Annotated in this window: 23 protein-coding genes; 5 read left to right on the top strand and 18 right to left on the bottom strand. The window is 50.4% G+C overall.

What is annotated here, in order from left to right; genetic code table 11:
* The first annotated feature begins 137 nt into the window (after positions 1–137).
* Together K331_RS0121910 and K331_RS0121905 are read left to right on the top strand one after the other, a co-directional pair.
* Positions 138–998 (top strand): DUF421 domain-containing protein, encoded by an 861-nt coding sequence (locus K331_RS0121910; RefSeq protein WP_028591935.1) that lies wholly within the window; start codon positions 138–140, stop codon positions 996–998.
* A gap of 101 nt (positions 999–1,099) precedes the next feature.
* Entirely contained in the window at positions 1,100–1,855 is a 756-nt protein-coding gene (locus tag K331_RS0121905) for a protein-glutamine gamma-glutamyltransferase (protein WP_028591934.1), read from the top strand.
* 25 nt (positions 1,856–1,880) lie between these two features.
* On the opposite strand, the gene K331_RS0121900 is transcribed toward K331_RS0121905, so the two are convergent.
* Entirely contained in the window at positions 1,881–3,689 is a 1,809-nt protein-coding gene (locus K331_RS0121900) for an acid phosphatase (protein WP_028591933.1), read from the bottom strand.
* A 225-nt stretch (positions 3,690–3,914) separates the two neighbouring features.
* On the bottom strand, positions 3,915–4,457 hold the full coding sequence (locus tag K331_RS0121895) for a GNAT family N-acetyltransferase (RefSeq protein ID WP_028591932.1): 543 nt from the start codon (positions 4,455–4,457) through the stop codon (positions 3,915–3,917).
* A 184-nt stretch (positions 4,458–4,641) separates the two neighbouring features.
* On the opposite strand from K331_RS0121895, the gene K331_RS0121890 reads away from it, so the two are divergent.
* Entirely contained in the window at positions 4,642–7,263 is a 2,622-nt protein-coding gene (locus K331_RS0121890) for a LamG-like jellyroll fold domain-containing protein (protein ID WP_028591931.1), read from the top strand.
* 189 nt (positions 7,264–7,452) lie between these two features.
* Here K331_RS0121890 and K331_RS30145 read toward each other — a convergent pair whose 3' ends face one another.
* The 12 genes from K331_RS30145 to K331_RS0121825 form a co-directional block, all read right to left on the bottom strand.
* Entirely contained in the window at positions 7,453–8,148 is a 696-nt protein-coding gene (locus K331_RS30145) for a PepSY domain-containing protein (protein WP_051289968.1), read from the bottom strand.
* Between the two features lie 380 nt (positions 8,149–8,528).
* Positions 8,529–9,305, bottom strand: a complete 777-nt coding sequence (locus tag K331_RS31135) for a PepSY domain-containing protein (protein WP_051289967.1) — start codon at positions 9,303–9,305, stop codon at positions 8,529–8,531.
* Between the two features lie 15 nt (positions 9,306–9,320).
* On the bottom strand, positions 9,321–10,799 hold the full coding sequence (locus K331_RS0121870; protein ID WP_028591930.1) for a sensor histidine kinase: 1,479 nt from the start codon (positions 10,797–10,799) through the stop codon (positions 9,321–9,323).
* The gene (locus tag K331_RS0121865) at positions 10,796–11,500 is read right to left on the bottom strand and encodes a response regulator transcription factor (RefSeq protein ID WP_028591929.1); all 705 of its coding nucleotides are present in this window, start codon (positions 11,498–11,500) and stop codon (positions 10,796–10,798) included. Before K331_RS0121865 ends, K331_RS0121870 begins: the two co-directional genes overlap by 4 nt.
* 61 nt (positions 11,501–11,561) lie before the next feature.
* Positions 11,562–12,095 carry a hypothetical protein gene (locus K331_RS0121860; RefSeq protein ID WP_028591928.1) on the bottom strand — a complete coding sequence of 178 codons (534 nt, stop codon included), beginning with the start codon at positions 12,093–12,095 and terminating at the stop codon, positions 11,562–11,564.
* 60 nt (positions 12,096–12,155) lie between these two features.
* Positions 12,156–13,154 (bottom strand): Gfo/Idh/MocA family protein, encoded by a 999-nt coding sequence (locus K331_RS0121855; protein ID WP_036635532.1) that lies wholly within the window; start codon positions 13,152–13,154, stop codon positions 12,156–12,158.
* Positions 13,155–13,243: 89 nt separating this feature from the next.
* Positions 13,244–13,843 carry a response regulator transcription factor gene (locus K331_RS0121850; protein ID WP_025680033.1) on the bottom strand — a complete coding sequence of 200 codons (600 nt, stop codon included), beginning with the start codon at positions 13,841–13,843 and terminating at the stop codon, positions 13,244–13,246.
* Positions 13,840–14,979, bottom strand: coding sequence for a sensor histidine kinase (locus tag K331_RS0121845; protein ID WP_028591926.1), 1,140 nt, complete (start codon positions 14,977–14,979; stop codon positions 13,840–13,842). The genes K331_RS0121850 and K331_RS0121845 overlap by 4 nt, the downstream gene beginning before the upstream one ends.
* A gap of 324 nt (positions 14,980–15,303) precedes the next feature.
* Positions 15,304–16,380: a fatty acid desaturase gene (locus K331_RS0121840; protein WP_028591925.1), complete on the bottom strand. Its 1,077-nt coding sequence runs from the start codon at positions 16,378–16,380 to the stop codon at positions 15,304–15,306.
* 210 nt (positions 16,381–16,590) lie between these two features.
* On the bottom strand, positions 16,591–16,977 hold the full coding sequence (locus K331_RS0121835) for a VOC family protein (RefSeq protein WP_028591924.1): 387 nt from the start codon (positions 16,975–16,977) through the stop codon (positions 16,591–16,593).
* A gap of 186 nt (positions 16,978–17,163) precedes the next feature.
* Positions 17,164–17,847 (bottom strand): deoxynucleoside kinase, encoded by a 684-nt coding sequence (locus K331_RS0121830; RefSeq protein ID WP_028591923.1) that lies wholly within the window; start codon positions 17,845–17,847, stop codon positions 17,164–17,166.
* Between the two features lie 98 nt (positions 17,848–17,945).
* Positions 17,946–19,271: a S8 family peptidase gene (locus tag K331_RS0121825; protein ID WP_028591922.1), complete on the bottom strand. Its 1,326-nt coding sequence runs from the start codon at positions 19,269–19,271 to the stop codon at positions 17,946–17,948.
* Positions 19,272–19,478: 207 nt separating this feature from the next.
* Here K331_RS0121825 and K331_RS0121820 point away from each other — a divergent pair, with 207 nt between their 5' ends.
* Complete coding sequence (locus K331_RS0121820; RefSeq protein WP_051289966.1) at positions 19,479–19,928, top strand: GNAT family N-acetyltransferase; 450 nt, start codon at positions 19,479–19,481, stop codon at positions 19,926–19,928.
* 21 nt (positions 19,929–19,949) lie between these two features.
* Here K331_RS0121820 and K331_RS0121815 read toward each other — a convergent pair whose 3' ends face one another.
* Together K331_RS0121815 and htpG are read right to left on the bottom strand one after the other, a co-directional pair.
* Positions 19,950–20,264: a hypothetical protein gene (locus tag K331_RS0121815; protein WP_028591920.1), complete on the bottom strand. Its 315-nt coding sequence runs from the start codon at positions 20,262–20,264 to the stop codon at positions 19,950–19,952.
* 293 nt (positions 20,265–20,557) lie between these two features.
* Entirely contained in the window at positions 20,558–22,438 is a 1,881-nt protein-coding gene (gene htpG / locus K331_RS0121810) for a molecular chaperone HtpG (protein ID WP_028591919.1), read from the bottom strand.
* Positions 22,439–22,676: 238 nt separating this feature from the next.
* Here htpG and K331_RS0121805 point away from each other — a divergent pair, with 238 nt between their 5' ends.
* Complete coding sequence (locus K331_RS0121805) at positions 22,677–23,645, top strand: MraY family glycosyltransferase (protein WP_028591918.1); 969 nt, start codon at positions 22,677–22,679, stop codon at positions 23,643–23,645.
* A gap of 301 nt (positions 23,646–23,946) precedes the next feature.
* Here K331_RS0121805 and K331_RS0121800 read toward each other — a convergent pair whose 3' ends face one another.
* Positions 23,947–24,948, bottom strand: coding sequence for a FecCD family ABC transporter permease (locus K331_RS0121800; protein ID WP_028591917.1), 1,002 nt, complete (start codon positions 24,946–24,948; stop codon positions 23,947–23,949).
* Positions 24,941–25,951, bottom strand: a complete 1,011-nt coding sequence (locus K331_RS0121795) for a FecCD family ABC transporter permease (protein ID WP_028591916.1) — start codon at positions 25,949–25,951, stop codon at positions 24,941–24,943. The genes K331_RS0121800 and K331_RS0121795 overlap by 8 nt, the downstream gene beginning before the upstream one ends.
* Positions 25,952–26,099: the final 148 nt, after the last annotated feature.

The raw sequence follows: 26,099 nt of genomic DNA, 5'->3' as shown, positions 1-26,099 counted from the left end.
CATATCTTGACTGGATTATTATGACGAGCTTTCCACTCCTCTATTCAAATGGAAGCTATCGCATAAAAAACAGGATAAGCAGACATCCTGTGATATATGACTACTAAATTTCGTGACCCAAGGAAGGGAGCAAGCTTATGCCTGAATGGTTAATCGTATCCTATCGCACATTGGTCGCGCTGGTGGTACTCTTCTTCATGACCAAGCTGCTCGGCAAGAGACAGGTGTCCCAATTGTCCCTGTTCGAATATATTACCGGAATTACGATCGGTAGCATTGCAGCCTATATCCCGTTGGAAAGCGAAGGGACCTGGTATCTTGGTGTCATCTCCTTGATTGTCTGGGTGGTGGCATCGCTGGGCATCGAATATGTTCAGATGTACAGTAAGAAGGCACGGGATTTCATGGATGGGAAAGCAACGGTTGTTATCAAGGATGGCAAGGTGCTGGAGGACAATCTCAAGAAAGAGCGCCTGACCTCGGATGAGCTCATGGAGCAGCTTCGTGCTAAGAACATATTCAAGCTATCCGACGTTGAGTTCGCGATTATGGAACCCAGCGGAGTGCTGAATGTATTACCCATGAAGGAAAGTCAGCCTTTGACTCCCTCTAGCCTGGGCATTAAGGTCGCACCTGAGCAGTCACCCCAGATCGTCATTATGGATGGTAAAATTCTGGATACTCCTCTGTCCGAACTGGGACTCAGCAGAGAATGGCTCTATACCGAGCTGGATAAGCTTGAGCTGACTACGAGCAGTATTTTTCTAGCTCAGGTCGATTCCTATGGACAGCTGTATGTCGATCTGTACACAGATGATCTGATAGTACCCCAGCCGGAGGAAAGAGCCATGCTGCTGGCTAGCCTCAAAAAGTGTGAGGCTGATCTGGAGATGTTCGCCCTGTCCACAAGGCAGAAGAAAGGAAAACAGCTCTATGAGCAATGTGCAAGCCAGCTACAGCAGGTGATTCAAGAGATCAGACCGCTGCTCGGACGCTAATATTAGCCTGATCGTTCTGGAACACCGGATTATCTTCGCACCCTGTGCATCTGTCCCCATATAATGGAGTATTCCAGGACTCCAAGGAGGGCAATGTCCATATGAACAGACAACAATTCGAGGCGATTATGAGGCAAAATATCGTAGGGGCCGCACAAGCGCTGAACTACAGCGGAGTCTCCTTTGCCGACTTTGAGAATTCACGCAGTAACCCGCAATATTGGACGATGACAGATCAGGGAGGCTTTCGCATCCGAAAGGAGGTCACTCCTGCTGAAGGCATACGTGATATCTTCAGAAACGGGAGGATGTATGCCTTTGAGTGCGCAACAGCCATGGTGATTGTGCTATATAAAGCTGTGCTGGACTCGATTGGTGATCAGCAATTCAATCGCCTTTTTGCTAATATTCTCCTATATGATTGGCACTATGACGAGGACCTGAGGCTCATTCAGGTTCATGGTAGTCATCGGGCTACTCCCGGAGATATTCTCTACTTCATCAACCCGGATGTATCGCCGGAGACGCCCGAGTGGAAGGGCGAGAACACGATCAAGCTCAATGATACGATGTATTACGGGCACGGAATGGGAATTCTGCCAGCGGAGGAGATCATCGCATCGCTCAACAGACACCGTAGACCAGGAAGTAACCGTTCTGCCTATTTAACTGAGAATATCGTATTCCCTGACTTCGCCTATCTATCCCAGTTCGCGCCTGCGTCGAACCGCATTCCTCCTGAATGGCATGCAGTTTTACAGGCAATGGAAGCGGGCCATGGCATATTCCCCTCTCCACATGACACAACGGCGCCTGCCGTTACCGCTCGGGTAGGTAGACGCCGTTACATTCAGTAATTCAGCCCTTCTCATACGATGAGAATTACTGTCTAGTAATATTCAGTTGGGCTTGGTCGCCTTTGTAATCCAGACTGATCTGGTAGGACTCAGGAAGACCTACTGTCTCGATCGAAGTGAAATCACCGGTCTGCTTCCATGCACCATAGCTTATGATCTTGGAACCGATAGCAGGCACGTAGCCATTCTCGAACACCAGACGAAGCTTGCCGTTGAACTCAGCGGCACCCTGGATGGTAAGGACGTCGCTGTTGCTGCGCAGATGCAGCTCCAGCGTCCCCTTATCCGATTGCTTCAGATTGCCTTGAATTTTCAGCTCACCGCTCACATTCTTCTGCAGTGTACCCCCATTGATCGTGACATCGCCTTTACCAAAGGCTGTCTGGGAAGCCCCTACTAGCACGCCCTCTTCGAGCACTGTGCCACCGGAATACGAGTTGTTCCCCTCCAGCTTCAGCGTACCGCTGCCTGTCTTGGTCAGCCCGCCGACTCCAGCGATATGATTACGCCAGCTGTCTAGCGCGTGAAAGCCGCCATTCGTTCCATCCATATTTACAGTGATCTGTTCGGGGAAGGAACCGAAGCCGTCTGCAGCTGCATACAGATTGAGACGTCCCCAGCCCTCTTCATCATCCAGCAACGGATAGCCGGAAGGCAGTGCTGTAGTAGCCAGTACCGTACGACGTTGCTCGGCATCCAGGTACGGCTGGCGAGTCTCCAGCAGCACCTCTGCACCTTTAGGAACAGCTGCTGGTGCCGTAGTGGATTGAATTGGTGCGAAGCCATAAGTCAGACGTTCCAAGTATTTTTGCTCATTGACAGCAACATCTGCATACAGATCGTTGGCTGTACCTTGCTGCGTCAACAGCACTTCATGAGCCTGCTCATAAGCGGCCTTCTTCAAGTCGCTATGCTCTGGATCGTTCAGGATCGCAGCAGACAATGCTGTAGCCAACACACGTCCACCCATGACATCCATCGGTGAATGCATACCCGCTACGACGCGGCTATCTCCCAGCTCTGAGGCACTGGCTAATAGCTCCTGATAACGCTCTGGTACAGCGTAAGCCATAGCAAATGCAGTCAGATAGGCAGCATTCGTATGTCCACTAGGGAATCCTCCGTCAGTAGTAGGATCATCTTTTTTGGCTGGCAGCAGCGTAGGAATGATCAGAGAATCATCTGCCCAGCGGAATGGGCGCTTATAGTTGAAATAATTCTTGGACGGGTTCGAGGAGGAATACTCCCCACGCAGCGTGTTCACCAACGTAACAACCTTGCCCAGCTTGGATTCTGGATCACCTGCATTGTTGCCTTCATCATCATATTTCTTGGATGTGGCATCTTGTGCAACACTGGTAATAGTAGTGACTGCTCCGGCATTCTCACGATAAATATCCGTCAAGGAACCCAGACCATCAATGACGCTATAGCTTTGGCTTCTGCGGTCGCTTAGATAAGCATGCTCTTCGTCAGCGGCTGTCCGGCTGGCTGCAATGTCAGCCACCTTCTGAATGTTGGCATCCAGTACACTGCTGTTCAGCTTCGTACCCGAATCCCAGGAAGCACCTGGCTTCCATAGCTTATTAAATTCAGACAGCAACCGAAGTGCCGGGTTGGTATCCTCGGTCTTGAAATCTGATTTATTATTCTTGTAATGATCTACGAAGCTCGTTGAAGCTTCAGCCGGGGTATTAGCTGTTGGAGTCGATGTTGCTGATGTAGCTGGTGTGGTCGTTGCTTCTGTTGCACCTACCTGGCTTGCGCCCAGGGTGCTCGACAGCAATGCTACGGACAACAGCGCAGCGGAGGCATTCCGGTTAAGATGTTTCATGACTTGCATCAAATCCTCTCTTTATCCAATTCTCTTCTCACCGTTCTCTTGGCTATGACGCCCCAAAAACACTCCTATCTCATCCATAGGATGGAGTTGATTGCTCCATACCGTGACATTAGACAAGGTTACTGTATATTTATTAATTCTAACGTCATTTTATGTAAAATGAGTTTTTACATGAGAAGAGCGGATTTCCGATAAGACGATTTCTATATATAATATTTACGGTTTTACATATTCCATTAACCAGCAATCCCTTAATTCTCCTTCATGCAGCTCGTGCTTCTCTAGATACTTTTTCTTGGTAAATCCGCACTTCTCATAGACTCTTATGGCCCTTGTATTCCAAGCCTGCGGATCTAATACAATCTTGCTTGCCCCTCTCTTCTCAACGAGATGCTTGACCACCGCTGTTATAAGCTGGGAGCCTATGCCCTGATTCCAATACTCAGTCTCCCCTATAAACTGATCCATTCCATATAAGCCAGCCGAATGACCTTCATAGCCATATATTTGTGCTTCTTCCTCATCAAGAGGATAGATTTGGATGTAACCAATATCCTTGCCTTTATACTCCATGATATACGAGCTCATCTCATCTTGATGATCGATAAAATGCTCTTGCACCGATGCCAGATCATGCGGACGATCACGGCCTTCATAGTATGACAATACCTCAGGATCGCTCAGCCACCTGACAAGTGTATTCGAATCGCCAGGCTCAAGAGCTCGCAGCCGCAAATCTTCATTCAGAACAATAATCATCTGTATTCTCCTTATTTTAGAATGTACTCTCTCTAGACTCTCGCTTGATGAAGCGCAGGTAATATGTCGCTAGACCATTTTATTTTATATTTATCCTTAACATTTTACAAAAACATAAAGGAATTTACTGATTAATCCAGAATATATATCGCTGTACTCTCAATTCAGAAAGGAGAATATCTGGATGATTCGATGGGTAACTGCCAGACTCACAAGAAACACCGTAGTAGTAATGCTAATTCTTTTGTTAACGATTGCAGGTTCTTCATGGGGAGGAGGCGCTATGGCTGCAGCATCTGAGCCCCAACCTACGGGGACCACACAGCAGGATGAGCATACCACCAATCACAACGCACAGAATACTCCGCTCACGAAAGCTGCACCTCATCCTGCACAGACACCTACCTTCTCGAACGTCTCTGTCCATGATCCTTCCATTGTGAAGGATGGCGATACCTATTATGTATTCGGCTCACACATCGCCGCAGCCAAGTCTACCGACTTGACTCACTGGACTTCTTTTGCAAACGGTTACACAACACCTGGGAACACACTGTATGGTGATTTATCCGAGAACCTTGCCGGTTCCTTCGCCTGGGCAGGAGAGAATGATTCAGACAGCAAAGGCGGGTTCTCCGTGTGGGCACCTGATGTATTCTGGAATGAGGACTATATTAACGAAGACGGCTCGAAGGGAGCCTATATCATCTATTATAGCGCCTCCTCCACCTATATTCGCTCTGCGATCGGGATGGCGGTATCCCAGGATATTGAAGGTCCATATCAATATGCTGATACAATCGTGTATTCAGGCTTCACGAGAGACAGCGCCTTTGACCGGGACAGCCAGGTGGATAAGAAATGGACCCATACCCACATTCAACACTTAGTTGAGAAAGGAACGCTGGCTGGCCCACGAGCAGAATGGTTCAATGCTGATGGTTCCTACGGTAATCGCTTGTTCCCAAACGCTATTGATCCGACGGTCTTTTATGACACAGATGGACGGTTGTGGATGACCTATGGCTCATGGTCGGGAGGGATTTTCCTGTTGGAGCTGAACAAGACCACTGGAGCACCAATCCATCCGGGACAAGATGGTACGACAGCCGACGGGCGAATGATTGATCGCTATTTTGGTATCAAAATCGCTGGCGGCTATGGTGAGTCTGGTGAAGGACCTTATATCGAATACAATGAAGATACTGGTTACTTCTACCTGTACGTCACCTACGGTGGACTGGCTTCGGACGGCGGCTATAACATGCGCATCTTCCGTTCCACCTCGCCAACAGGTCCTTATCTGGATGTGAAAGGGCAGAATGCTGTACTTCCAGAGGGGGCCAGAAATATCGACTATGGCAACAAGCTGATTGGCAACTTCCTGTTCGACAGCAAGATTGGAGATCCGGGTGAAGGAGTGGGCTATGGCTATGTATCTCCGGGGCACAACTCGGTCTATACCAATCCTGATAATGGTCAAGTGTTTCTGGTCTTCCATACCCGCTTCCCGCAGCAAGGAGAGCTGCACGAGGTACGTGTCCATCAGATGTTCATGAACGAGGATGGCTGGCCCGTAGTCGCTCCCTACCGTTATAGCGGTGAGACCCTGACCCCACTCGCTGACGATGCACTCGTCGGTGATTACCAATTCATCGCACATGGCAGCGATTCCTCTGCCGAAATTAAGCATGTACAGTCTGTACGTCTTAACGCAGACTATACCGTTACAGGAGATCTACAGGGTACCTGGCAAAAGACAGGAGCTGCAAAGGCACGTCTCACTCTGGACAGTGGCGTACATGATGGGGTCTTTCTACAACAATGGGACGAGGTTACCGAGCAGGAGCAGATTGTCTTCACTGTTATGTCCGAACAAGGGGAAATGCTCTGGGGCAGTCAGCTGACGGAGCTGCCTCCGACTACTGTTGTAGATAACGTATATCGAGAGCTTACCCTTGGGGATACCAGCAAGGTCAAAGCTAACCTTTCCTTGCCAAGTGAAGGAAGCCGTCAATCATCCATCACATGGGCCACTTCAGACCCTAGTATAGTCACAGCAAGTGGCGAGATCGCTCGCCCTGAAGCCGGGGAACAGGCCGTGTCGGCCACCCTGACAGCGACAATAACCAAAGGGGATATTCACAGGCAGAAGGCCTTTACCGTTACAGTCATTCCGTATGAGGCAGCGAAGCTGACCGCTCAATATTCATTTGACGGGAACTTGCAGGATCACACTGGTTCATTCGTTGCCGGGGAAGTGATTGGAGACCGCATAGACCGCGCAGGTGGCACCATTACCTACACAGATGGCATTAGCGGTCAGGCTGCCGTCTTTGATGGAACATCTGGAGTAGCGCTGCCAGATGGACTGTTATCCGGTGACTCTTATTCCGTTGCACTCTGGGTCAATCCCGAGGAGTTGACCGTGTATACCACCACCTTCTTCGGCGCCGCAGACGCTAATCGCTGGATCAGCCTGCTGCCAAGAGGCCCTGAGCAGAATACGACGATGCTCTGGTCTGGCAGCTCACCTTGGTACACGGGTAGCACCGGGCTGAGCATTCCCACGAATGAATGGACTCACCTTGCCTTCACTGTGGAGGAAGGAGTAGCCAACGTATTTGTAAATGGACAGCTTCAATTCACAGGGAGTGGATTCCCTGATCATTTCACGTCTCAGACTGGAGTCTTCAGTCTGGCAGTGAACTGGTGGGACCCACCGTTCCACGGGAGCATGGACGAGCTGAATATCTTCGATGGAGCGTTGTCTCCTGCGCAGGTAGCAGAGCTGGCACAGCCATAAGCTCACGGCACTCATACTACTCACGGCACTCATACTACTCACGGTGCTCATGTTTGCTGTTCATCAGCTTTTCAACTGCATTCGTTACACCAAAAAAAGACGGAGCCGCATTCATGGCCCCGTCTTTCTTCCTCATTCACATTCTGCCTCTTCCCGATTCTACCCAGCGTTGTTCAATCAATCAATTAATTAATCAAAGTCATAGTCATTATAGTCATCATCGTGGTTGTCATCGTCATCATCCCAGTCCTTATCGACATGCAGCACCTTGCCTGTGCCTGCATCAATTACGACATCAGCCGTACCGCCGCTAATCCGTACTTCAATTTCGTAGACCAGCTTGCCACGTTCACGATCCAGCTCCAGTTCCAGAACTCTGCTGCCATTGACCTGCTTCAAGGCGATATCAGTAGCTCGCTGCTCATTGATTACTGTACTGGAAGAGGACTGCTTATTCGTACTGGATGGTGACTGCGTTGACTGACCGGATTGTCGACTGATTCCCTTGTCATAATCGTCATCGATGCGAATCTTCAGCACTTTACCTGTGTAAGCATCTACCAGAACATCTCGTTCCTGCCCCTGGCTATTCTCAATATCCACCTCGTAATAGAGGCTCGTGCCCTTGCGCTCCAGTTCGACGCCCTCTACCGTGCCATTGAAGGCAGCAAGTGCCTTCTGTACGGCTTGCTCAGCACCGATCCGCTGCTTTTCGTTCTGACTGACGGAGTTTGACGCCGCCTCTGCCTGCCCTGACCCGATCCATCCGGCGCCATAGGCCCCTCCGAGTAGTAGCGTACCAGCTAATGCGCTGATGACAATGGCTTTTTTGCTCATTTTCTTAGTATTTGATGTTGTTCTTGGTGTTGTTGGTGTCTTCATCATTCTAACTGCCTCCCTCTGGCTGTTCTGTGTTCCTGTAGCTACTATAACCGCAGAACATGAGAACACTCCGTCAGGAACATTAGAATTTGATGAGAAAATAGCGTTATTCATTGCTGGGGTCTTTAATCTCTACCTACTATAGATTGAACTGAAAATGTTAAGAGTTCGGGTCCGTGCAACTGCGGTGAACGTTTGAACCTCGGCCGCTGTTGTCTCCAGATTTCTTTCATGTACACGGCTTATAGCCGTAGAAATCCAGAGACAAAGGCGTCGCTGTCGCTCCTTCTGTTTCAAACTTCCCCTCCGTTGATTACTCCCCTTTCTCAATTTTACAGGTGAAATCTATAGATCTGTAACGAAGTTCATGTGCATCGTCACTCTCATGCATCGTCGTCATCGTCATCTTCTTCATCATCATCGTCCCACGCAATGGACATCACCTTGCCGGATATGGCATGAATTTGTACGACAGCCTCCCCCTTGTTTGGGGAATCGATCTCAACCAGATAATACCTGTTGCTCCCGCGGCCACTGTATTCAATCTCTTTGACCTCACCAGGGACCTGTGCCTGGGCCAGTCTCGCTGCTTCACGCTCGCTGACAGCACGCTGTCCATCAGTTGCTGTTCCTTGGCCAGTAGCAGGCTTGTTGCCGGAGGTCCCACCACTACCTTCTCCAGCACCTTTGCCTGAACTATCATCCGTGCTTCCTGAGCCCGAAGCATCGGTTGAGTCCCCCGCTGAGCCTTGGTTGCCGTCAGGCCTTCCTGCCTGACCATTGCCCCCACTCGATCCCTCCGCCGGACTCCCATGACCTTCGCTAGCTCCCGCAGGCACAGGAAAGGCCGCCGCCACCGGAGCCGAAGCGGCTGGTGTCTCCAGTCGCTGAATCGAATGAATCATGCCGTCAACCGGGTTGACCTTCAGCTCATATAGCCCCTGCGTGGAGCGAAGTTGCATCCTGTAGCTTCCTTCATGCAGTTGAACACGCTCTACCTCGCCCTCGTATTGTGCCAGGACACTACGTATAGCCTGTTCCTGGCTCAACGCTGTTACCGGAGCCTCCTGACGGAGCCACTGTGTCCCGGCCATTAAGAGTACAAGGAATACCAGCACTGCTGCGGCTACCCATCCTATCATTCGCTTGCTCCGCTTCATATGCTTCGCCTCCTTCTAGCCCTGTGGCTCGGTCATCAGCTCTTGTCGTGGAATCCAGACAGTCACCGTTGTGCCCAGTCCTTCCACGCTATCCAGCTCCAGACGCACGCCAAGTGCCTCTGCAATCTGTGCAGCAAGAGCGAGTCCCAGTCCCGATCCGCCACTCTTGCGATTACGAGCCTCATCAACACGATAAAAGCGGTCAAACACACGAGGCAGGTCCTTCTTAGGAATCCCGATGCCCCGATCGACCACGCGAATGTAGGCTTCCTCGCCTCGCAGCCCGACCGTTATTGCAATTGATTCCTCACTGTACTTTCTTGCATTGTCCAGGAATATGAACAATAGCTGACGCAGCTTCTGCTCATCTGTATATCCAATAATCGGCTGCTCCGCTGGCTTGTCGAGAGCCTGGTTCGCAAGTTCAGCCTGCTCTGCCGTAGTATCGGCTCCATCGCTCACCACGAATTGCCCCTCATCGCTCATCTCGAATGAGCGTTGTCCAACCGCTACCTCACGATGATAAGCCTTGCTGAAGGCTCTTGCCGCCTCCCTGCTCAGCTCCTCCAGTTCGACTTCGCTCAGCTCCAGCTTCCATTGCTCCTTCGGACTGGCCAGCATCAACAGCTGCTCGGTCAGCTCCTTCATACGGATCGCCTCGGAATGAATAGCATTAACGGACTCCTCCAGAAGCTCGGGACGCTCTGCACCTCTGCGCTTCAGTAAGCTGGCATAGCTCTCAATAATGGTCAGCGGCGTCTTCAGCTCATGCGAGGCGTTAGATACGAACTGCTGCTGCTTCTCATAATTGCTTTCCAACAGATCAATCATCGCATTGAAGGTATGCCCCATATCTACTAGCTCATCCCCGCCTTTCTCTTGCAAGGCAAGCCTACGGAAACGCCCGCTGCGCCGGATATCGTTCATCGTCCGGGTCATCATCTCAATGGGGCGCATAATCAGTCTGGAGAGCAGACGCCCGGATAGCAGCACGGGGATCAAGGAGATCACGGTTACAACGAGGAGCACCACTCGAAGCATATTTAAGGTGCCCATCGTTGCCTCTATACTCTCTGTGAACTGCACATTCATAATTTCACCATTCGTCCAAATGACAGGTACAGATACACTGATATATCTCTTTCCCTCTAAATCATGCATTTGCATCATAAAAGTAGTCGAATACGCAGGTCTCCAGTCGCTCAGGGCAGCCTCCGACAGAGAGGTAACTGGAGCTGGCTCTACTCCCTGCTCACGTACAATTCGAATCATTCCACTTACCGGTACGAAGCTCCGCAGCAGGTCCTCCGCCGGAATCATCTCTGCAGCGTCTCGAATACTCGTTGCCGCCTTATATCCCTCCGCTTCAGCCCGCTGCATCTCGTGCTGCACGATTTGCTGGCTAAAGGCAATATATACAGACACATTCATAAGGATCAGAAGAACGGCAAAAAGGACCGAGGAGTACAGATGTATCTTGCTCCCTAGCCTCATGGCGTGTCCTTTAGTACATAACCGACGCCCCGCACCGTATGAATGAAGGCCGTATTGCGGTTATGATCAATTTTTTTGCGTAAATAACGAATATACACATCCACTACATTCGTCTCCCCGGCATATTCGTAGCCCCATACTGCAGACAGTAGCTGCTCCCGGTTCAGCACCTGACGTTGATGCTTCAGCAGATATACCAGCAGATCGAACTCACGGGGAGTCAGTTCAATGGCGTCATTGTCCCGCAAGACTTCTCTGGTACTCTCGTTCACCTTGAGCTCTCCAGCTGTAAGCCATGTCTCACTAGGCAGATCTCCATCCTCTTCGGTCACTGACGCTACAGTCCGCAGGACGGCCCGAATGCGTGCCAGTAGCTCTTCGATCTCGAAGGGCTTCGTAATATAATCATTGGCCCCCAGATCAAGACCAGCCACCTTGTCCTCCACCATGCTGCGAGCTGTGAGCAAAATAACCGCTGTCCGTCGATCCTGTGAACGAATCCGTCGCAGCAGCTCGATTCCGCTCATTCCGGGCAGCATAACATCCAGCAATATCAGGTCGAAGGCTCCTGCCCGATAAGCTTCCATCCCCGCTGTCCCATGATCTGCTATAGTAACCTTGTAGCCCTCGCATTCCAATTCAATTTCAAGCAATCTTGAAATCTTGGGCTCGTCCTCTACGATCAATATCGACTCTCCGATGTTAGTGCACCTCCTACCCACCAATACCTGCCAATCGCCCGCCTGTTGGCGCCAGCATTCATCAGTCCAGCCGGGATAGCTTACGCAGACTGGCTACAGCATGCTGGATCAGCTCCGTCAGGTCCTCCATCTGCTCCTCATCTATACGCCGCCGAAAGTGCAGCTCCGCCGTATGATCGTACACTGGAGATGACGCTCCGTATAAATAAGCTATTCGTTGCGTAAGCTCTGCCTCCGCACTCCAGTCATCCGTCAGCACCTGTCTGGCATGCTCGCATTGGGCTCGCAGTTCATCCTCTGCTTTAGCTTCCATATTAAAGGTCAGTAGAACCTGACACCCTGGTACGTGCCCTTCCATATCCAGAATTTCTGTCGCCAGATCCAGTAGTCCCGTACCCAGCTGCAGCTCCGCTGTGACCCCTGAGGCTTCAGCAAGCTCGAATTGAATAGCACACCTCCGAGACATGACAGACATCTCCATGAGATCCTTTCGGCCCGTGATCCGGATGATGCCATCCAGATTGTCCAGATCGTACAGCTCATTCTCCAGCGCCACCTTCAGATTGTCGAAAATGGTGGGATCAAACCTCATCATGTTTCTTCTCCTTCACATAGCTACCCAATATCGCAATAGAGGCGCTCTAATAGTAAAGCCTTACACCAGATCTGCTTTGTAAACAAGTCCGATTTGCTTGCGAGCCTCTTCCATGACCTCTGCAACCGCCAGCGAGCATTCCAGAGAGTTGACCAGGCTGTCGCGCGCACCCTGCTGAATGAGCTGAATGAATTCGCGAATTTCATAATACATCGGCTCATGCATCTGCGGACGGGTCAGATCCTCGACATTGCCATCACGGTAATGAATCTTCACGTCGTATGGCTGATTGATCTTGTCAATGACCATGGTACCCAGTTCACCCTGAATTTCAGCGGGCACGTAGGAGTCCGTAATCTTGGAATGCAAAACGACCGCATCCATTTCCGGATACAGCATGTTAATGCTTCCCTCTCCATCTACCCCGGAGCCAAGCATAATTCCGACCGCCTTGACGGTATGCGGTTTGCCAAATAGAGCCACCATTGGATACAGGCAATAAATGCCGAGATCCATCAGAGAGCCGTTGGAGAATTCGGGATTAAATGCATTCAGGACTGTGCCTTCCTTGTACGCATCATACCGTGACGAATACTGGCAGTAGCTTGCGAAGTAGCGGCGTACCTGACCTATTTTAAAGAGATTCTCTTGAATAATCGTGAAATTGGGCATCAGTGTAGACTTCAGCGCTTCCATAAGCAATACATTATTCTCTCTGGCGACCGCGATCATCTCCCGCAGCTCGCGGCTATTGGAGGCCATCGGCTTCTCACAGAGAACGTGCTTACCGTGCTTCATACAGAGAATGGCCTGCTCCGCATGAAATGAGTTAGGACTGGCAATATATACGGCATCTATAAGATCAGACTGCAACATCTCCGTCAGTCCAGTGAACACCGTTGGATGGTTATACTTCGCAGCAAACTCAGCGCCTTTCTCTTCAGTACGCGAATAGATGGCTGTCAGACTGAACTGATCTGTCTCCTGCGCAGCTTGGATAAAACGCTCCGTAATCCAGTTAGTTCCAATGATACCAAATCGTACCACAGTATCCCTCATTCCTCTAAAGTGGTTAATCTGTCTGTCTGTTATTCTCTCACCACAGACTCACTCTGTCCACAAGGAATATTATGATTTTGAAGTATTATTTATTTGAACCAGCCCTTCTCCTTGAAGAGCGTGATGGCTTCAATGCGGTTGCCTACATTTAATTTATCCAAAATAATGGAAATATAATTACGAACGGTCCCTGTTGTGATGAATAGCTCACCCGCAATTTCCTTCGTATTTTTGCCGTCAGCAATGAGCAGCAGTACTTCCTTCTCCCGCTCTGTCAGCGGGTTCTCCTCATGAAAGACGTCATCCACAAGCTCCGGTGCGTATATCCGTCTGCCGCTCATAATGCTGCGGATGGAGGTTGCCAGCTCTTCACTGGGGCTATCCTTCAGCAAGTAGCCATGAGCTCCAGCCTTCAGCGCTCGTTCGAAATAACCGGGCCGGGCAAAGGTCGTCAGAATCAAAATTTTGCAGCCGAGGCCTCTCAGCTCCTCTGCAGCGTCAAGCCCGCTCTTGAGCGGCATCTCAATATCCATGATGCAGACATCAGGCTGATGCAGCTGCACCAGCTTGACGGCTTCCTCTCCGTTGCCAGCCATGCCTACTACCTGCATATCTTCCTCCAGGTCCAGCAGGGAGGCAAGGGCTCCCAGCAGCATTCGCTGATCCTCTGCAATAACGATAGATATCATGCCTCTGCCTCCTTAGGGGTCTGCTTCAGTACATTCGGAACGCGTATTTCGACGACGGTTCCCTGCTCTGCGCTGATGCTTAGATCTCCATTCACAAATTCAAGCCGTTCCTTCATTCCCCGTAATCCATTGCCCTTAATGAATATATGATCCCCGGCACTAGCAATTCCGCAGCCGTTGTCCTCCACGCGAAGCAGCAATTCTGTACGCTGAGGCGCAATAGTCACCTTGCATTCCGTGGCACCGCTATGCTTGACTACATTGGTGATGGCTTCCCGGAGGCACATGCTCAGCACATTCTCATTCAGCAAGGAGGTATCATTCAGATGAGTGCTGCCCTCCAGGGTAAAATCAATCTCCGCAGCCTTCAGAATCTGCTTAATGCGGAATACCTCATCCTCCAGACTGGTCCCACGCATGCGGGTAACTAGCTCTCGAACCTCCTTGAGCACGCTGCGCGCTGTCTGCCGGACGTCATCAATCTCTTCCTTGGCCCGCGCCGGATTGTTCGTAATCAGCTTGCTAGCCAGATCGCTCTTCAAGCCGATCAAGGACAGCTTTTGGCCAATTGTATCGTGCAAGTCTCTGGCAATCCGCTGCCGCTCCTCCAGCTTCACCAGCTCGGAGATTCGCTTGTTCGCGTGCTCCAGCTTGCCCTGAAGCTGGTCGCTCTTATTCCGCGTATAGGTCGTGACGGGGAGCAGCACGGCTCCAATCGTACTAAGCAGCACGAAGGGTAGCTGGGTAATGAATATAGGATTCTGAGTGACGAAGCCGTAGTTGATGGCGGCAATCACCGATACGAGATGAATCGTGTACAGCGTAATGAAGCCGGCTTTGTTCTTGATATTCCCGATAAAGAAAGCTGCAAACAGTGAGAAATATACATAGCCGAACAGCAATGTCATCCAGATCGAGATCAAGATTTGAACGCTGATCCAGAAGTATACTTGCCAGCCTTTGGTTAGAAAGGACAATACATAGCTAATGAAAAAAGCCACGATCATAATGCAGCCAAGCACAATCTGATAAGTCGAAGCGGGGAACACAAAATAAAAAGGGAGGATGTACAAAACCACCCATATATACGGACTGAGGCCAGTGCTTTTGTGTAGAATATGATACCATTTTTGCACGGCTGTTCTTCCTTCCTCGCGGAGGCCCGCTGCCCCCTGCTTTGCTATAACTTTGCTTTACCTAATACCTTGACTAGTCAAATATGAGTGTAGGGCCGCTGCAAGCGGGGAGCCCTGTCGACCACTGTTAAGCTTGCTATTCTTTCGAACGAAGTTGATAAAATGATGAACAGCAAGCTTAAAGGCGGAGCTTATGCTTCCGATGCAGCTTTCTTGCAGAAAGCTTTCAACTCCGTTTCTCTAGGGCTTCCCCGCTTTTCGCTAACTACGCTCTCTATAGATCATTCAGACCAGAAATTGTATTCCACCAAGGTCCTAGTCATCCTACCTGGTTACATTGTTCCCTTGCAAGGGAGAGGTCGAACCTGGTCCCGCTGCCTGCTCAGTGGCTGCTGATGTCTTGCGAAGCAAATGCCTAACCTCACCGAATCCGACAAAGGTCTTGTGCTGCTCATCCCACAGCCGAAACCGAAGCGACTTCAGGCTTGTGCCGATGGTAATTGTTGTTGCCTTTTGCAGCGGTGGAGTTGCATTATGAGCCTCTTCCAGATGATAGTTAGGCACCTTCGGGCTCAAATGGTGAACATGATGGAATCCGATGTTTCCTGTGATCCATTGTAGCACGGCAGGTAGCTTGTAATAAGAGCTTCCTTCTACCGCAGCATTCACATAGCTCCATTCCTCATCATGCTCAAAATAGGATTCTTCAAACTGGTGCTGAACGTAGAACAACCAGATCCCGAGCATACCTGACACGAAAAACACCGGAGCCTGCACAAGAACAAAGGCCTCCCAGCCGATAGCCCAGCATAACAGAGCATAGAGAACAACGATTGATATATTGGTGACATGCGTATTGATTTTTTCCTTGCGCTTTGCTCCTTTACGGTTGAAGCGATAAGAGATCAGGAATATATATATTGGCCCTAGAACGAACATGACAAGCGGGTTACGATAAAAACGATAGGCCAGACGCTGCCAGAAGCCTGCAGCCACATACTCCTCGATGGTAAGCACCCACATATCGCCCGTACCGCGCTTATCGAGATTGCTGCTCGTGGCGTGATGAATAGCATGGGTATTTTTCCACTGCTGATAAGGACAGAGTGTGATGACACCGGTAATGGTGCCCACGATATCGTTGGCCCGTTTGTTCTTGAAGAAGGATTGGTGACCACAGTCATGAAATATGATGAAGGTGCGGATGATGAAGCCTGCCGCAACGATCGAGATCGGGAGTGTAAGCCAGTACGAGATGGACAGGCTTAGATAGGCCGCATACCACAGCAGCAGCAAGGGCCCCAGCGTATTGATCAATTGCCAGATGCTGGACCTCGTATTCGTCTGCTCAAAAGCAGCTACATTTTTTTTCAGATGGGACAAACGGGCTTGATCCTTCATACATTTCCTCCTCGGATATCGCCTAATTCCAGCACGGAGGCCCATTAGACGCATTGAACTACTATTTATCCTAAAGGAAAGCGTCCACCCGCAGTAGTCACAAACGTCAAGTCGAAGACATGACAAATGTCATGCCCTCAGCTCACATTCGTTGTCACCTATTGAGCTGTCACCTATTGAATCGAATCCCGTCACCATGTATAGATTAATTCAGCTGCCGTAAGGTGCCCCCAGCTCAATAATGTTGTGGTCCGGGTCCAGAATATAGATCTGGGCGAAGCCTGCAACACTATCTGGCCGAGCTTCATAGTGGATTCCCTTGGCATCCAGCCATGCGATGGCTTCGCTGTAGCTCCTGATCCAGATGGAGAAGTGGCCATCCGTCGTATCAATCTCGCCCGAGCGCAGCGTCTCACCAGGAGGATGCTCCAGCAGATGAAGCTGCTGGTCGGTACCCACTGCGTACCATACTCCTTTAGACTTGAACGGGGGACGCTCCAGCTCCCGGAATCCCAGCACCTCCGTATAGAAGACATTAGCTCTTGCCAGGTCTCTCACTGCCAGACTTACATGATGAAGTCGTTCGAAGCTTATCATCCAACTCTGCCTCCTGCCATTCATTGATAGATTCTCTTCATGATTGTACCCTAATACATGCTATAGCAAAAAAAACGGCTAATATAGCAAAGAATACAGCAATGAATATAGCAAAAAACTGCCTCGCAGTCTCCTGTCGAGGCAGTCTAGTTAGTTCATATTTGCTGCTTCATAGATCAAACAGCGTTACATCGATTCTGACATTCTTTGTTTCAACCCTTTTGGTGATTGAATCAAGCTACTAATTCTTTGGATAATCTCATCCATGGAGGCTGGGTCATGTACATCATACTCATCAATGTTCAAGCGCAGCACCGGGCAAATTCGGGATTGCTCGAATTCCTCGATCCACGCTGAATATCGGCCATACATCTCCTCCCAGTAGGAACGATCTGTCTGGATCTCCATTTCACGTCCACGCAGCTGGATTCGCTCCAGAATGGAAGGCAGACTACCATCCAGATAGACAAGCACGTCCGGGTGTGGAAAATATGGCGTCATCACCATAGCCTGGAACAGGCTGGTGTAAGTCTCATAATCCATCTTCGACATTGTGCCTTTGTCAGCGTGCATTTTTGCGAATATTCCCGTGTCCTCATATATGGATCGATCCTGCACATAGCCGCCACCAGCCTCAACGATCGCTTTTTGTTCTTTGAATCGCTCCGCCAGAAAATACACCTGCAGATGGAAGCTCCATCTGGAGAAGTCCTGATAAAAGAGTTCAAGATACGGATTCTGCTCCACCTTCTCCATCGAGGTCTTGAAGCCCAGACGCCCTGCAACAGCGGAGGTCAGCGTGGATTTGCCGACTCCTACCGTACCTGCAACCGTAATCAGCGCCTGCTGTGGAATGGAATGATCTTTCATGGTATAAGCTCCTTTGCTAGAAAAAACGCAGGTCTGTAGCTCGGCTACAGACTAGAGTATTGTACCACAGCAAGCTCCTGTGGGAAGAGTCCCACGGCTCAGTTTTTGGATTGTGCAGATCGACGAACATCCAGATAACCCCGGCCTTGAATATATTCCGGCAGCTTACGGTCCTCACAGCCCTCTAGTAGCCTTCTCTTAATCTCGTCAGGCGCGGCACCTCGGAATCGTTCCAGCAGCAAGGCAACTGCTCCTGCACAGATCGGAGTAGCCATCGACGTGCCTGACATGGTCGTATAATCGCTGCCAATCCGGCTGGATTTGTAGAGCTTGTCCAGATAGGAACCGGGGGAACGGAGCGATACGATATCCGTGCCAGGCGCGAGCAGGTCTGGCTTCATAAGCTGATCCATCGTCGGCCCTCGGCTGGAGAAATCCGACGGCACATCATCCCCACGGTCCACTGTATTGTTATCATTCATGGCACCGACTGTAATGACTCGACTGCTAATGCCGGGACTGGAAATGGTTCGCTCCTCAGGCCCTTCATTACCAGCTGCTACGCATACGATCATGCCGCTATCCCATGCTTTTTCCACAATCTTGACTACCGGATCATCCGCTGCCCGGCTGACTGCACGACTCCCCAAAGACATCGACAGAATATCAATGGAGTACTTCTCCTTATGATCGATGCACCACTGCACACCGGCAATGACGGTAGATAGCCGACCTGAGCCCCGCTTGTCCAGCACCTTGACACCAACGAGCTTGGCTTCAGGGGCAGGGCCCGCATACACTCCACCCGAGGCGTGTCCATTCCCGGCTGCATCACCGGCGCAGTGGGTCCCGTGCCCGTTATCATCATAAGGAGCTGCTTTATGATTCACCATATCTTGAAACGCTACAATTCGGTTCTCTGGCTCCGTCAAATCCTCATGCGGATAGATTCCCGTGTCGAGGATTGCAATCGTAACCTCCTTGCCTGTCAGCCCCTCTTCATGAAGCCAATCGGCATGCATGGACGGGGTGGCCACATTCAGCAGCGCCTTGAACTCACGATCAGCATGCACCTTCTTGATCTGGTAGCCGCTGCTCAGCAGCTCTTCAATGCCCTGGAGCGTGATGTCAGCGGCGCAGCTGGATATCGCCGGGAACTTGTACTTCACACGGCAGCCATAATACTGCCTTGCCGTCTGGTGAGTGAAGCTTACCATGTCCGCATACGAATCTACTTGATCCTCGAATTCGATAATGACCGAATAGGTCTGTGTTTTCTTCAGGAAACGCTCTAATGCAGTGTGCAGTACACAAGGCGTCCACCGAAATAAAGTGCGGTACAGTTCCAGAATCTGATTGCGCAAATCCTTGTCCAACTGCTTCGCATGCTGCCGGACAAGCTGCAGCATCGAGTAGACTTCCATAGGAACCCCTCCTCTATTGAGATCAAGGTATTCTATGAGCGTCGACAGGAAGGGGTCACGTTGATAGACCAGAATTTGTCGAATATTACCTTGCGAAAAATTTTGACAGGTCACTACCGATAGACAAAGGATCGTAATAAAATAAGTTCATTATAAAATCAGATTCGATCAGGTTCTATTTTCTTGGTCTTATGGAGGGATATAAGTATGCAACAAGAAATGGTGCTAGAGATTGTCGACTGGGGTACACCCGCTTACGAAGAGACCCTCCAATTGAGAGACGAGGTGCTGCGCAAGCCGCTTGGCATGAGCATCGCCAAGGATTCCCTGGAGGGCGAGGAACGGGACATTCACATTCGGGCATGTCTGGGATTAGCCACTGTTGGTGTATTGGTGCTTAGTCCTCAGGGGGAGGACACCTTGAAGATGCGGCAGGTCGCCGTAGACGAATCACTGCGGGGCCAGCAGGTAGGACGCCGTATGGTCGTTTTTGCCGAGGAGATTGCGAGGGAGAAGGGCTATGCCAGATTCGTGCTGAATGCCCGTCAGGTTGCTATCCCCTTCTACGAGAAGCTCGGCTATAGCATCATTAGCGAGGAGTTCACTGAGGTAGGCATCCCTCATCGCAAAATGGCCAAGCTGCTCCAATCAGAGTAAGCTTGGCTTTCGAATGCTATGTCATATGAAGATGAGGAGCCTGATTAGCTCCAGTATGGAGGCAATAAGGTCACTGTTTCCCTTGAACCCCTTTATGGAAAAGCCGATATCCCCTCCAGAAACGATGTGTTCCCTCGTATTGCTCCCATCCGGTGGCTCCAGACCATACTGTCTCTCCAGACGTAATCTCTCCTCGGGAGTGATCTGGTGGGCTTGTGTATTATCTACAGCCTTAGAGGACTCTGCATAATCACTTATGGTTACCATGAATACTGCTGTCATAACCAATATCGTGATAGATAAGCGAGTAGAAAAGATACGAAATACGTTGGACACATTAGACCCTCCTTGTTCAAAAAGTACATGAGTCCGCGGAAGACAGCAGCAGAGCACTTTAGAGCACTTTAGAGCACTTTAGAGCACTTTAGAGCACTTTAGAGCACTTTAGAGCACTTTAGAGCACTTTAGAGCACTTTAGAGCACCTTAGAGTACTTTAGAGCACCTTAGAGCACTAGCAGACATGCGCCTGCGGGCATGCACATCGTACACTGGTTGCTCAAGCAAAATGCCCTGTATCCGGCTCAGGCTGGATACAGGGCATCATGCACCGCAGATGAATCAAAGTGGCTTACGCCATAATTTTGCAAATATCATTGGTGAACTGTACAGGGTCCTCGACCGGCAGTCCCTCAATGAGCAGTGCCTGATTATAGAGTACGCCTGTGTACAGGTCCAGCTTGGCTTTGTCACTCGCAAAGGCTTCCTTCAGGGTCTGGAAGACCTCGTGATTGACGTTGATCTCCAGCACCTTGTCGGCTTGTACATCCTGTCCATTCGGCATAGCCTTCAGAATCTTCTCCATCTCGATCGTCAGCTCACCATCAGCGGACAGACAGACCGGATGGCTCTTCAGACGCTTGGACGCCTTGACCTGCTTGACCTTGCCATTCAACAAGGAGGTCATGTGCTCGAACAGATCCTTGTGCTCCTGCTCTTCAGCCTCTTCTGCAGCCTTGTCTGCTTCCGATTCCAGACCGAGATCACCGCTAGATACGGATTTGAATTCCTTTTCCTTGTAGTTCATGATCACCTTGATCGCGAATTCGTCGATATCATCGGTGAAATACAGAATCTCATAGCCCTTGTCGGCTACCAACTCGGTCTGAGGCAGCTTCTCAATGCGCTCAATCGACTCACCGGAGGCATAGTAGATATACTTCTGATCCTCAGGCATTCTCGATACATATTCGTCAAGGCTGACCAGCTTCTTCTCCTTGGAGGAGTAGAACAGCAAGAGGTCCTGCAATACGTCCTTGTCTGCTCCATAGTTATTATAGACGCCGAATTTCAGCTGGCGACCGAAGGAATTGTAGAATTTCTCATACGATTCTCTTTCGTCCTTCAGCATACTCTGTAGCTGCCCCTTAACCTTGTTGCGGATGTTCTTCGCAATCAGGCTAAGCTGGCGGTCATGCTGAAGCATCTCACGGGAAATATTGAGTGAGAGATCCTCGGAATCGACCATTCCCTTCACGAAGCCGAAGTAATCAGGCAACAGATCCGAGCACTTGTCCATGATAAGCACACCATTGGAGTACAGCTCCAGCCCCTTCTCATATTCCTTGGTGTAATAATCGAACGGGGTATTCTCTGGTATAAACAGAATCGCATTATAGACTACAGCACCATCTGCACTGATATGTACATGCTTGAGCGGCTTATCGAAGCCGTAGCGCTTTTCATTATAGAAGTTGTTGTAGTCCTCATCGGTCAGCTCACTCTTGTTCTTACGCCAGATCGGCACCATGCTGTTGATAGTCTGCTCTTCCTGTACTTCCTCAAACTCGTTATCAGTGCCTTCCTTCAGACGGGAGCTCGTCATCTCCATCTTGATCGGATAGCGGATGAAGTCCGAATACTTCTTGATAATGCTCCGCAGACGATACTGCTCCAGGAACTCATCGTAGCTCTCTTCCTCGGTGTTATCCTTGATCTTCAGGATAATATCGGTTCCCGCAGTCTCCTTCTCGGCAGGCACGATGGTATAACCGTCTGCCCCCTTGGATTCCCACTTGAAGGCTTCATCCGAGCCAACCGCCTTACTGATCACAGTAACCACATCTGCCACCATGAAGGCAGCGTAGAAGCCTACTCCGAACTGGCCGATAATATTATGACCGTCCTGCTGATCGTTCTCCTTCTTGAAGGCCAGGGAGCCACTCTTGGCAATAACGCCCAGATTATTCTCCAGCTCCTCCTTCGTCATCCCGATCCCGGTATCGGACAGCGTCAGCGTACGCGCGTTCTTATCGACCGATACCTTAATGAAATATTCCTCTTTATTAAAGACCAACTGCTCGTCTGTCAGAGCCTTGTAATAGATCTTGTCGATTGCATCGCTTGCATTGGATATTAGCTCGCGCAGGAAAATTTCCTTCTGGGTGTAGATGGAGTTAATCATCATTTCCAGTAGTCGCTTGGACTCCGCCTTGAATTGCTTCTTCGCCATGAATAAATCTCCCCTCTATCATGATCATGATTAGGTTGATATATTAGCACTCCATCTGAAGGAGTGCTAAATCCTCCTTTTATATAACACATACTAATTTTGGATGTCAACTCTACACCTGACTCCAAGCACGCAAATGAACACTCTGTAATCGACAAGGCCCGTCGGGAACACTTATAATGATGAACAAAGCCTCGAGCTTGAAAATTGAATGAATAGGAGTGAATTCAGGCTTATCATGATGTACATACTGGCTTTTTTGCTGTCCTTCACGGTTGTTGTCATCCTTATTCCTCCACTCGGGCGGCTGGCGCATCGGCTTGATTTTGTCGACAAACCCCGCCGGGACGTAGAACGCAAGCTTCATAGGCAGCCGATCCCTCTGACGGCAAGCTACGCGATTTTCATCGGCTTCTTCCTTACATACATTGCATTCACCAAGCAGTTATCCTGGGAGACCGCTGCGCTGGTCGCAGGCGGCATTCTACTGCTGACGATTGGTACCATTGATGATTGGTACAAGACGAAAGGGAGGGATTTCCCTGCGCTTCCCAAAATGATCATTCAGGTGTCAGCAGCCGTGTTAGTTTTTGCCTCAGGCATCTCTTTTACAGGCTTTGTGAATCCATTCAATGCGGAGTATGTCCTGCTGCCCTTCTGGCTACAGTTCATTCTGACCATTCTGTGGATATTCGGAGTGACGACGGTGATTAACTTTTCCGACGGCATGGACGGGCTGGCAGGTGGTCTGTCTGCTATCTCAGCTATCACCCTGTTCATCGTCGCGCTAGCCAAGGGACAGAGTGATTCGGCACTAATGTCCATGGTCCTCGTCGGTGTGACACTAGGCTATCTCAAATACAACCGTCCACCTGCCAAGGTATTCATGGGGGATGCTGGAGCCACCTTCCTCGGGTTCATTCTTGCCGTTATCGCATTGGACGGAGCCTTCAAGCAGGCTACCGTGTTATCCTTGTTCATCCCGATTCTGGCCTTGGGCGTGCCGATCTTCGATAATCTGTTCGTAGTCATCAAGCGATTCCTGCAAGGAAAAGCTATCTATGAGGCAGATGCGAGTCAAGCCCATTATCGTCTCCTCCGGGCAGGCTTGAATCACAAGCAGGTCGTGGGCGTGCTCTATCTCATCAGCACCTGTCTATGCTTGTCCTCCATTATTCTGCTACTTCTGGAGTACACGCCAAGCTGAGGAGCAAGAGTTGTGTGGGGACTAGCGCTCCAGCACCAACTGAAGCGCCCATCAGATACATTCCTATCCTAGTACCTTGACCAGATCATACGTGATTGTAGCGTCGCTGCAAGCGGGGAGCCCTGCCCTTCGGCAAGAAGAATCCCACCAAACTCTTGTGAGTTCTAGCTTGCTAATACACAAAGAGCGAGTATTAGTGGCCTCTTGTCACTGCAACTCGCTCTTTGTGCTTGGTACTTATTTTTTAATAATAACCTTATTCATCCCCACTCAAGACTCGACCAGCAAGAGCAACTACTAACTAGATTGACGCCTTGCGTTTGAATAATAGGTACAGGAAGAACGGTGCGCCTACTCCGGCTGTGAACACTCCCGCGGGAATATCAAGTGGTTCAAAGAGCATTCTGCCCGCCAGGTCAGCCAGCAACAGTGTTATTGCTCCGATGAGGGCCGCCGCAGGGATCAGTACAGCATAGGAATGCCCTACGATTCGTCTAGCCATATGTGGAGCGAGCAATCCGATGAACGAGATCGTGCCTGCGAAGCCTACTGCGGCTCCTGCCAGAGCAACACTGAAGCAGATCAGCAATAACCGATTCAACTGCAGCCTACTCCCCAAGCCACTCGCAATCTCTTCCCCCAGCGCCAATATATTCAGCTCTTTGGCATATAGAAGAGACACCGGGATGAATATGGCTACCCACGGCCACATGGCCTGAATATGAGTCCAGTTCGTCCCGTAAATGCTGCCTGTCATCCAGTTCAACACTTGGGCAGCCAGATAAGCGGGCCCGCTTATAAGCAGGAACATGGTAAGTGCGCTCATCGCCGTCGAGATCCCGACTCCAATGAGTACCAGCCGGAAGGTTGAGACCCCATGCTTCCAAGCCAAGATATAATTGAACGCAGCGGCGACGAAGGCCCCGATGATAGCTATCATCGGCACCCAATGGATGCTCAGCCCTGAGAATAACGTCATGAACCCTACGACGGCTACGGAAGCTCCGCCCGTCACCCCTAGCAGGTCCGGTGAAGCCAGCGAATTGCGGATCACACCTTGCAGTAAGGCTCCCGATACAGCTAGCGCGGCCCCAATTAATATTGCCGTTACAACTCGTGGCAATCGGAATTGCATAATGATCAGATCACTGCCCTCCGGATTACGGCGGAGGAGAGAGAGCAGCACTTCTTTTACAGGGATCGATACACTTCCTAAGGATAGACAAATGATGGACAACGCGACCACAACCAGACCAAGTCCGGTCAACATGGTGATGTGAACTCCCTTGCTGCGTCTACGCATATTTCCTCCTTCTTGCCACATGAATCAGAAAAGGTACCCCGATCAGCGCGGTAGCGACACCGACAGGAACCTCCTTGGACACGAGGATGAAGCGCGAGGCCAGATCAGCAGATACCAGCAGTAGCGCCCCTGATACAGCCGCATAAGGAAGGAGCCAGCGATGGTCGTTACCTACTGCATAGCGGCACAGATGCGGAATGACCAATCCAATGAATGCGATCGGTCCAGCAGCTGCTACAGCACTTCCAGCCAGCAGCACCACCGCTGCGGTGCATCCCAGCCGTATGAGCGTTAGCCGCTGTCCAAGTCCTTTCGCCTGCTCGTCACCTAGCGCTAATACATTCAGCGAGCCTGCCAGCAGGAAGGACAAGATGAGTCCCGCTACGATATAAGGCAGCACTAGCAGCAGATGCTCTGTATTCCGACCTGATACAGATCCAACCATCCAGAAGAGAGCTGATTCCAGTGACTGCTTGTTAATTAAGATCAGCCCAGAGGTGACCGAGGAAGCGAATGCGGCCACCGAAGCCCCTGCCAGTGTTAGCCGTATGGGCTCGAAGCCACCCCTACCCTGCATGCTCAGTACATATACGAATAATGAAGTCAATGCGGCACCTATAAAGGCAAGCCCGATCATACTCGTCATCGTCAAGGAGGACCCCGTCACCGCCAGTCCAATAACAATGAACAAGACAGCGCCCGAGTTCACACCGAACACGGACGGTGAGGCTAGCGGATTCTTGGTGAGCACCTGCATGATCGTCCCGGCTACCGCCAGACTGGCTCCTACGACTACAGCAATCAAGGTGCGTGGCACACGTGTATTGAGCAGAATCAGATGCTCATTGGAGCCATCAAAATGGCGATAGGCCTGCCACAGCTCCCGCAGACTGAATTGCTGTAGGCCAAATAGTACACTCGCCAGCATGATTCCAAGCAAAGCCACGATTCCCACACCCAATCCGGCCAGCCTTCCGGTGCGGCTATTCAGCCAACCCGACATGTCATATCCCCCTATCTATCGCATGTCATGCTTATAAGAAAAACGTCTATCGGCGTACCTTCACAGAAGACAGACCGCATTTAGCTGAAGTTTTTCTTGCGATCATCAATTTGTTTAGCTCCACTGAAAACTTGTAAATTCTATGATC

The organism is Paenibacillus massiliensis subsp. panacisoli DSM 21345, assembly GCF_000426545.1.
In the GTDB taxonomy this organism is placed as follows: Bacteria; Bacillota; Bacilli; order Paenibacillales; family Paenibacillaceae; genus Paenibacillus; species Paenibacillus panacisoli.
This window is presented reverse-complemented; position numbering and strand designations above follow the sequence as displayed.

What these genes read in the sequence shown, in the direction of transcription:
- K331_RS0121870 (WP_028591930.1), bottom strand. Translation starts at nt 10,799, where the DNA reads ATGAGGCTAGGGAGCAAGATACATCTGTACTCCTCGGTCCTTTTTGCC.
- K331_RS0121890 (WP_028591931.1), top strand. Translation starts at nt 4,642, where the DNA reads ATGATTCGATGGGTAACTGCCAGACTCACAAGAAACACCGTAGTAGTA.
- K331_RS0121905 (WP_028591934.1), top strand. Translation starts at nt 1,100, where the DNA reads ATGAACAGACAACAATTCGAGGCGATTATGAGGCAAAATATCGTAGGG.
- K331_RS0121860 (WP_028591928.1), bottom strand. Translation starts at nt 12,095, where the DNA reads ATGATGAGGTTTGATCCCACCATTTTCGACAATCTGAAGGTGGCGCTG.
- K331_RS0121800 (WP_028591917.1), bottom strand. Translation starts at nt 24,948, where the DNA reads ATGCGTAGACGCAGCAAGGGAGTTCACATCACCATGTTGACCGGACTT.
- K331_RS0121835 (WP_028591924.1), bottom strand. Translation starts at nt 16,977, where the DNA reads ATGATAAGCTTCGAACGACTTCATCATGTAAGTCTGGCAGTGAGAGAC.
- K331_RS0121900 (WP_028591933.1), bottom strand. Translation starts at nt 3,689, where the DNA reads ATGAAACATCTTAACCGGAATGCCTCCGCTGCGCTGTTGTCCGTAGCA.
- K331_RS0121805 (WP_028591918.1), top strand. Translation starts at nt 22,677, where the DNA reads ATGATGTACATACTGGCTTTTTTGCTGTCCTTCACGGTTGTTGTCATC.
- K331_RS0121825 (WP_028591922.1), bottom strand. Translation starts at nt 19,271, where the DNA reads ATGGAAGTCTACTCGATGCTGCAGCTTGTCCGGCAGCATGCGAAGCAG.
- K331_RS0121895 (WP_028591932.1), bottom strand. Translation starts at nt 4,457, where the DNA reads ATGATTATTGTTCTGAATGAAGATTTGCGGCTGCGAGCTCTTGAGCCT.
- K331_RS30145 (WP_051289968.1), bottom strand. Translation starts at nt 8,148, where the DNA reads ATGATGAAGACACCAACAACACCAAGAACAACATCAAATACTAAGAAA.
- K331_RS0121855 (WP_036635532.1), bottom strand. Translation starts at nt 13,154, where the DNA reads ATGAGGGATACTGTGGTACGATTTGGTATCATTGGAACTAACTGGATT.
- K331_RS0121820 (WP_051289966.1), top strand. Translation starts at nt 19,479, where the DNA reads ATGCAACAAGAAATGGTGCTAGAGATTGTCGACTGGGGTACACCCGCT.
- K331_RS0121910 (WP_028591935.1), top strand. Translation starts at nt 138, where the DNA reads ATGCCTGAATGGTTAATCGTATCCTATCGCACATTGGTCGCGCTGGTG.
- K331_RS0121830 (WP_028591923.1), bottom strand. Translation starts at nt 17,847, where the DNA reads ATGAAAGATCATTCCATTCCACAGCAGGCGCTGATTACGGTTGCAGGT.
- htpG (WP_028591919.1), bottom strand. Translation starts at nt 22,438, where the DNA reads ATGGCGAAGAAGCAATTCAAGGCGGAGTCCAAGCGACTACTGGAAATG.
- K331_RS0121840 (WP_028591925.1), bottom strand. Translation starts at nt 16,380, where the DNA reads ATGAAGGATCAAGCCCGTTTGTCCCATCTGAAAAAAAATGTAGCTGCT.
- K331_RS0121795 (WP_028591916.1), bottom strand. Translation starts at nt 25,951, where the DNA reads ATGTCGGGTTGGCTGAATAGCCGCACCGGAAGGCTGGCCGGATTGGGT.
- K331_RS31135 (WP_051289967.1), bottom strand. Translation starts at nt 9,305, where the DNA reads ATGAAGCGGAGCAAGCGAATGATAGGATGGGTAGCCGCAGCAGTGCTG.
- K331_RS0121850 (WP_025680033.1), bottom strand. Translation starts at nt 13,843, where the DNA reads ATGATATCTATCGTTATTGCAGAGGATCAGCGAATGCTGCTGGGAGCC.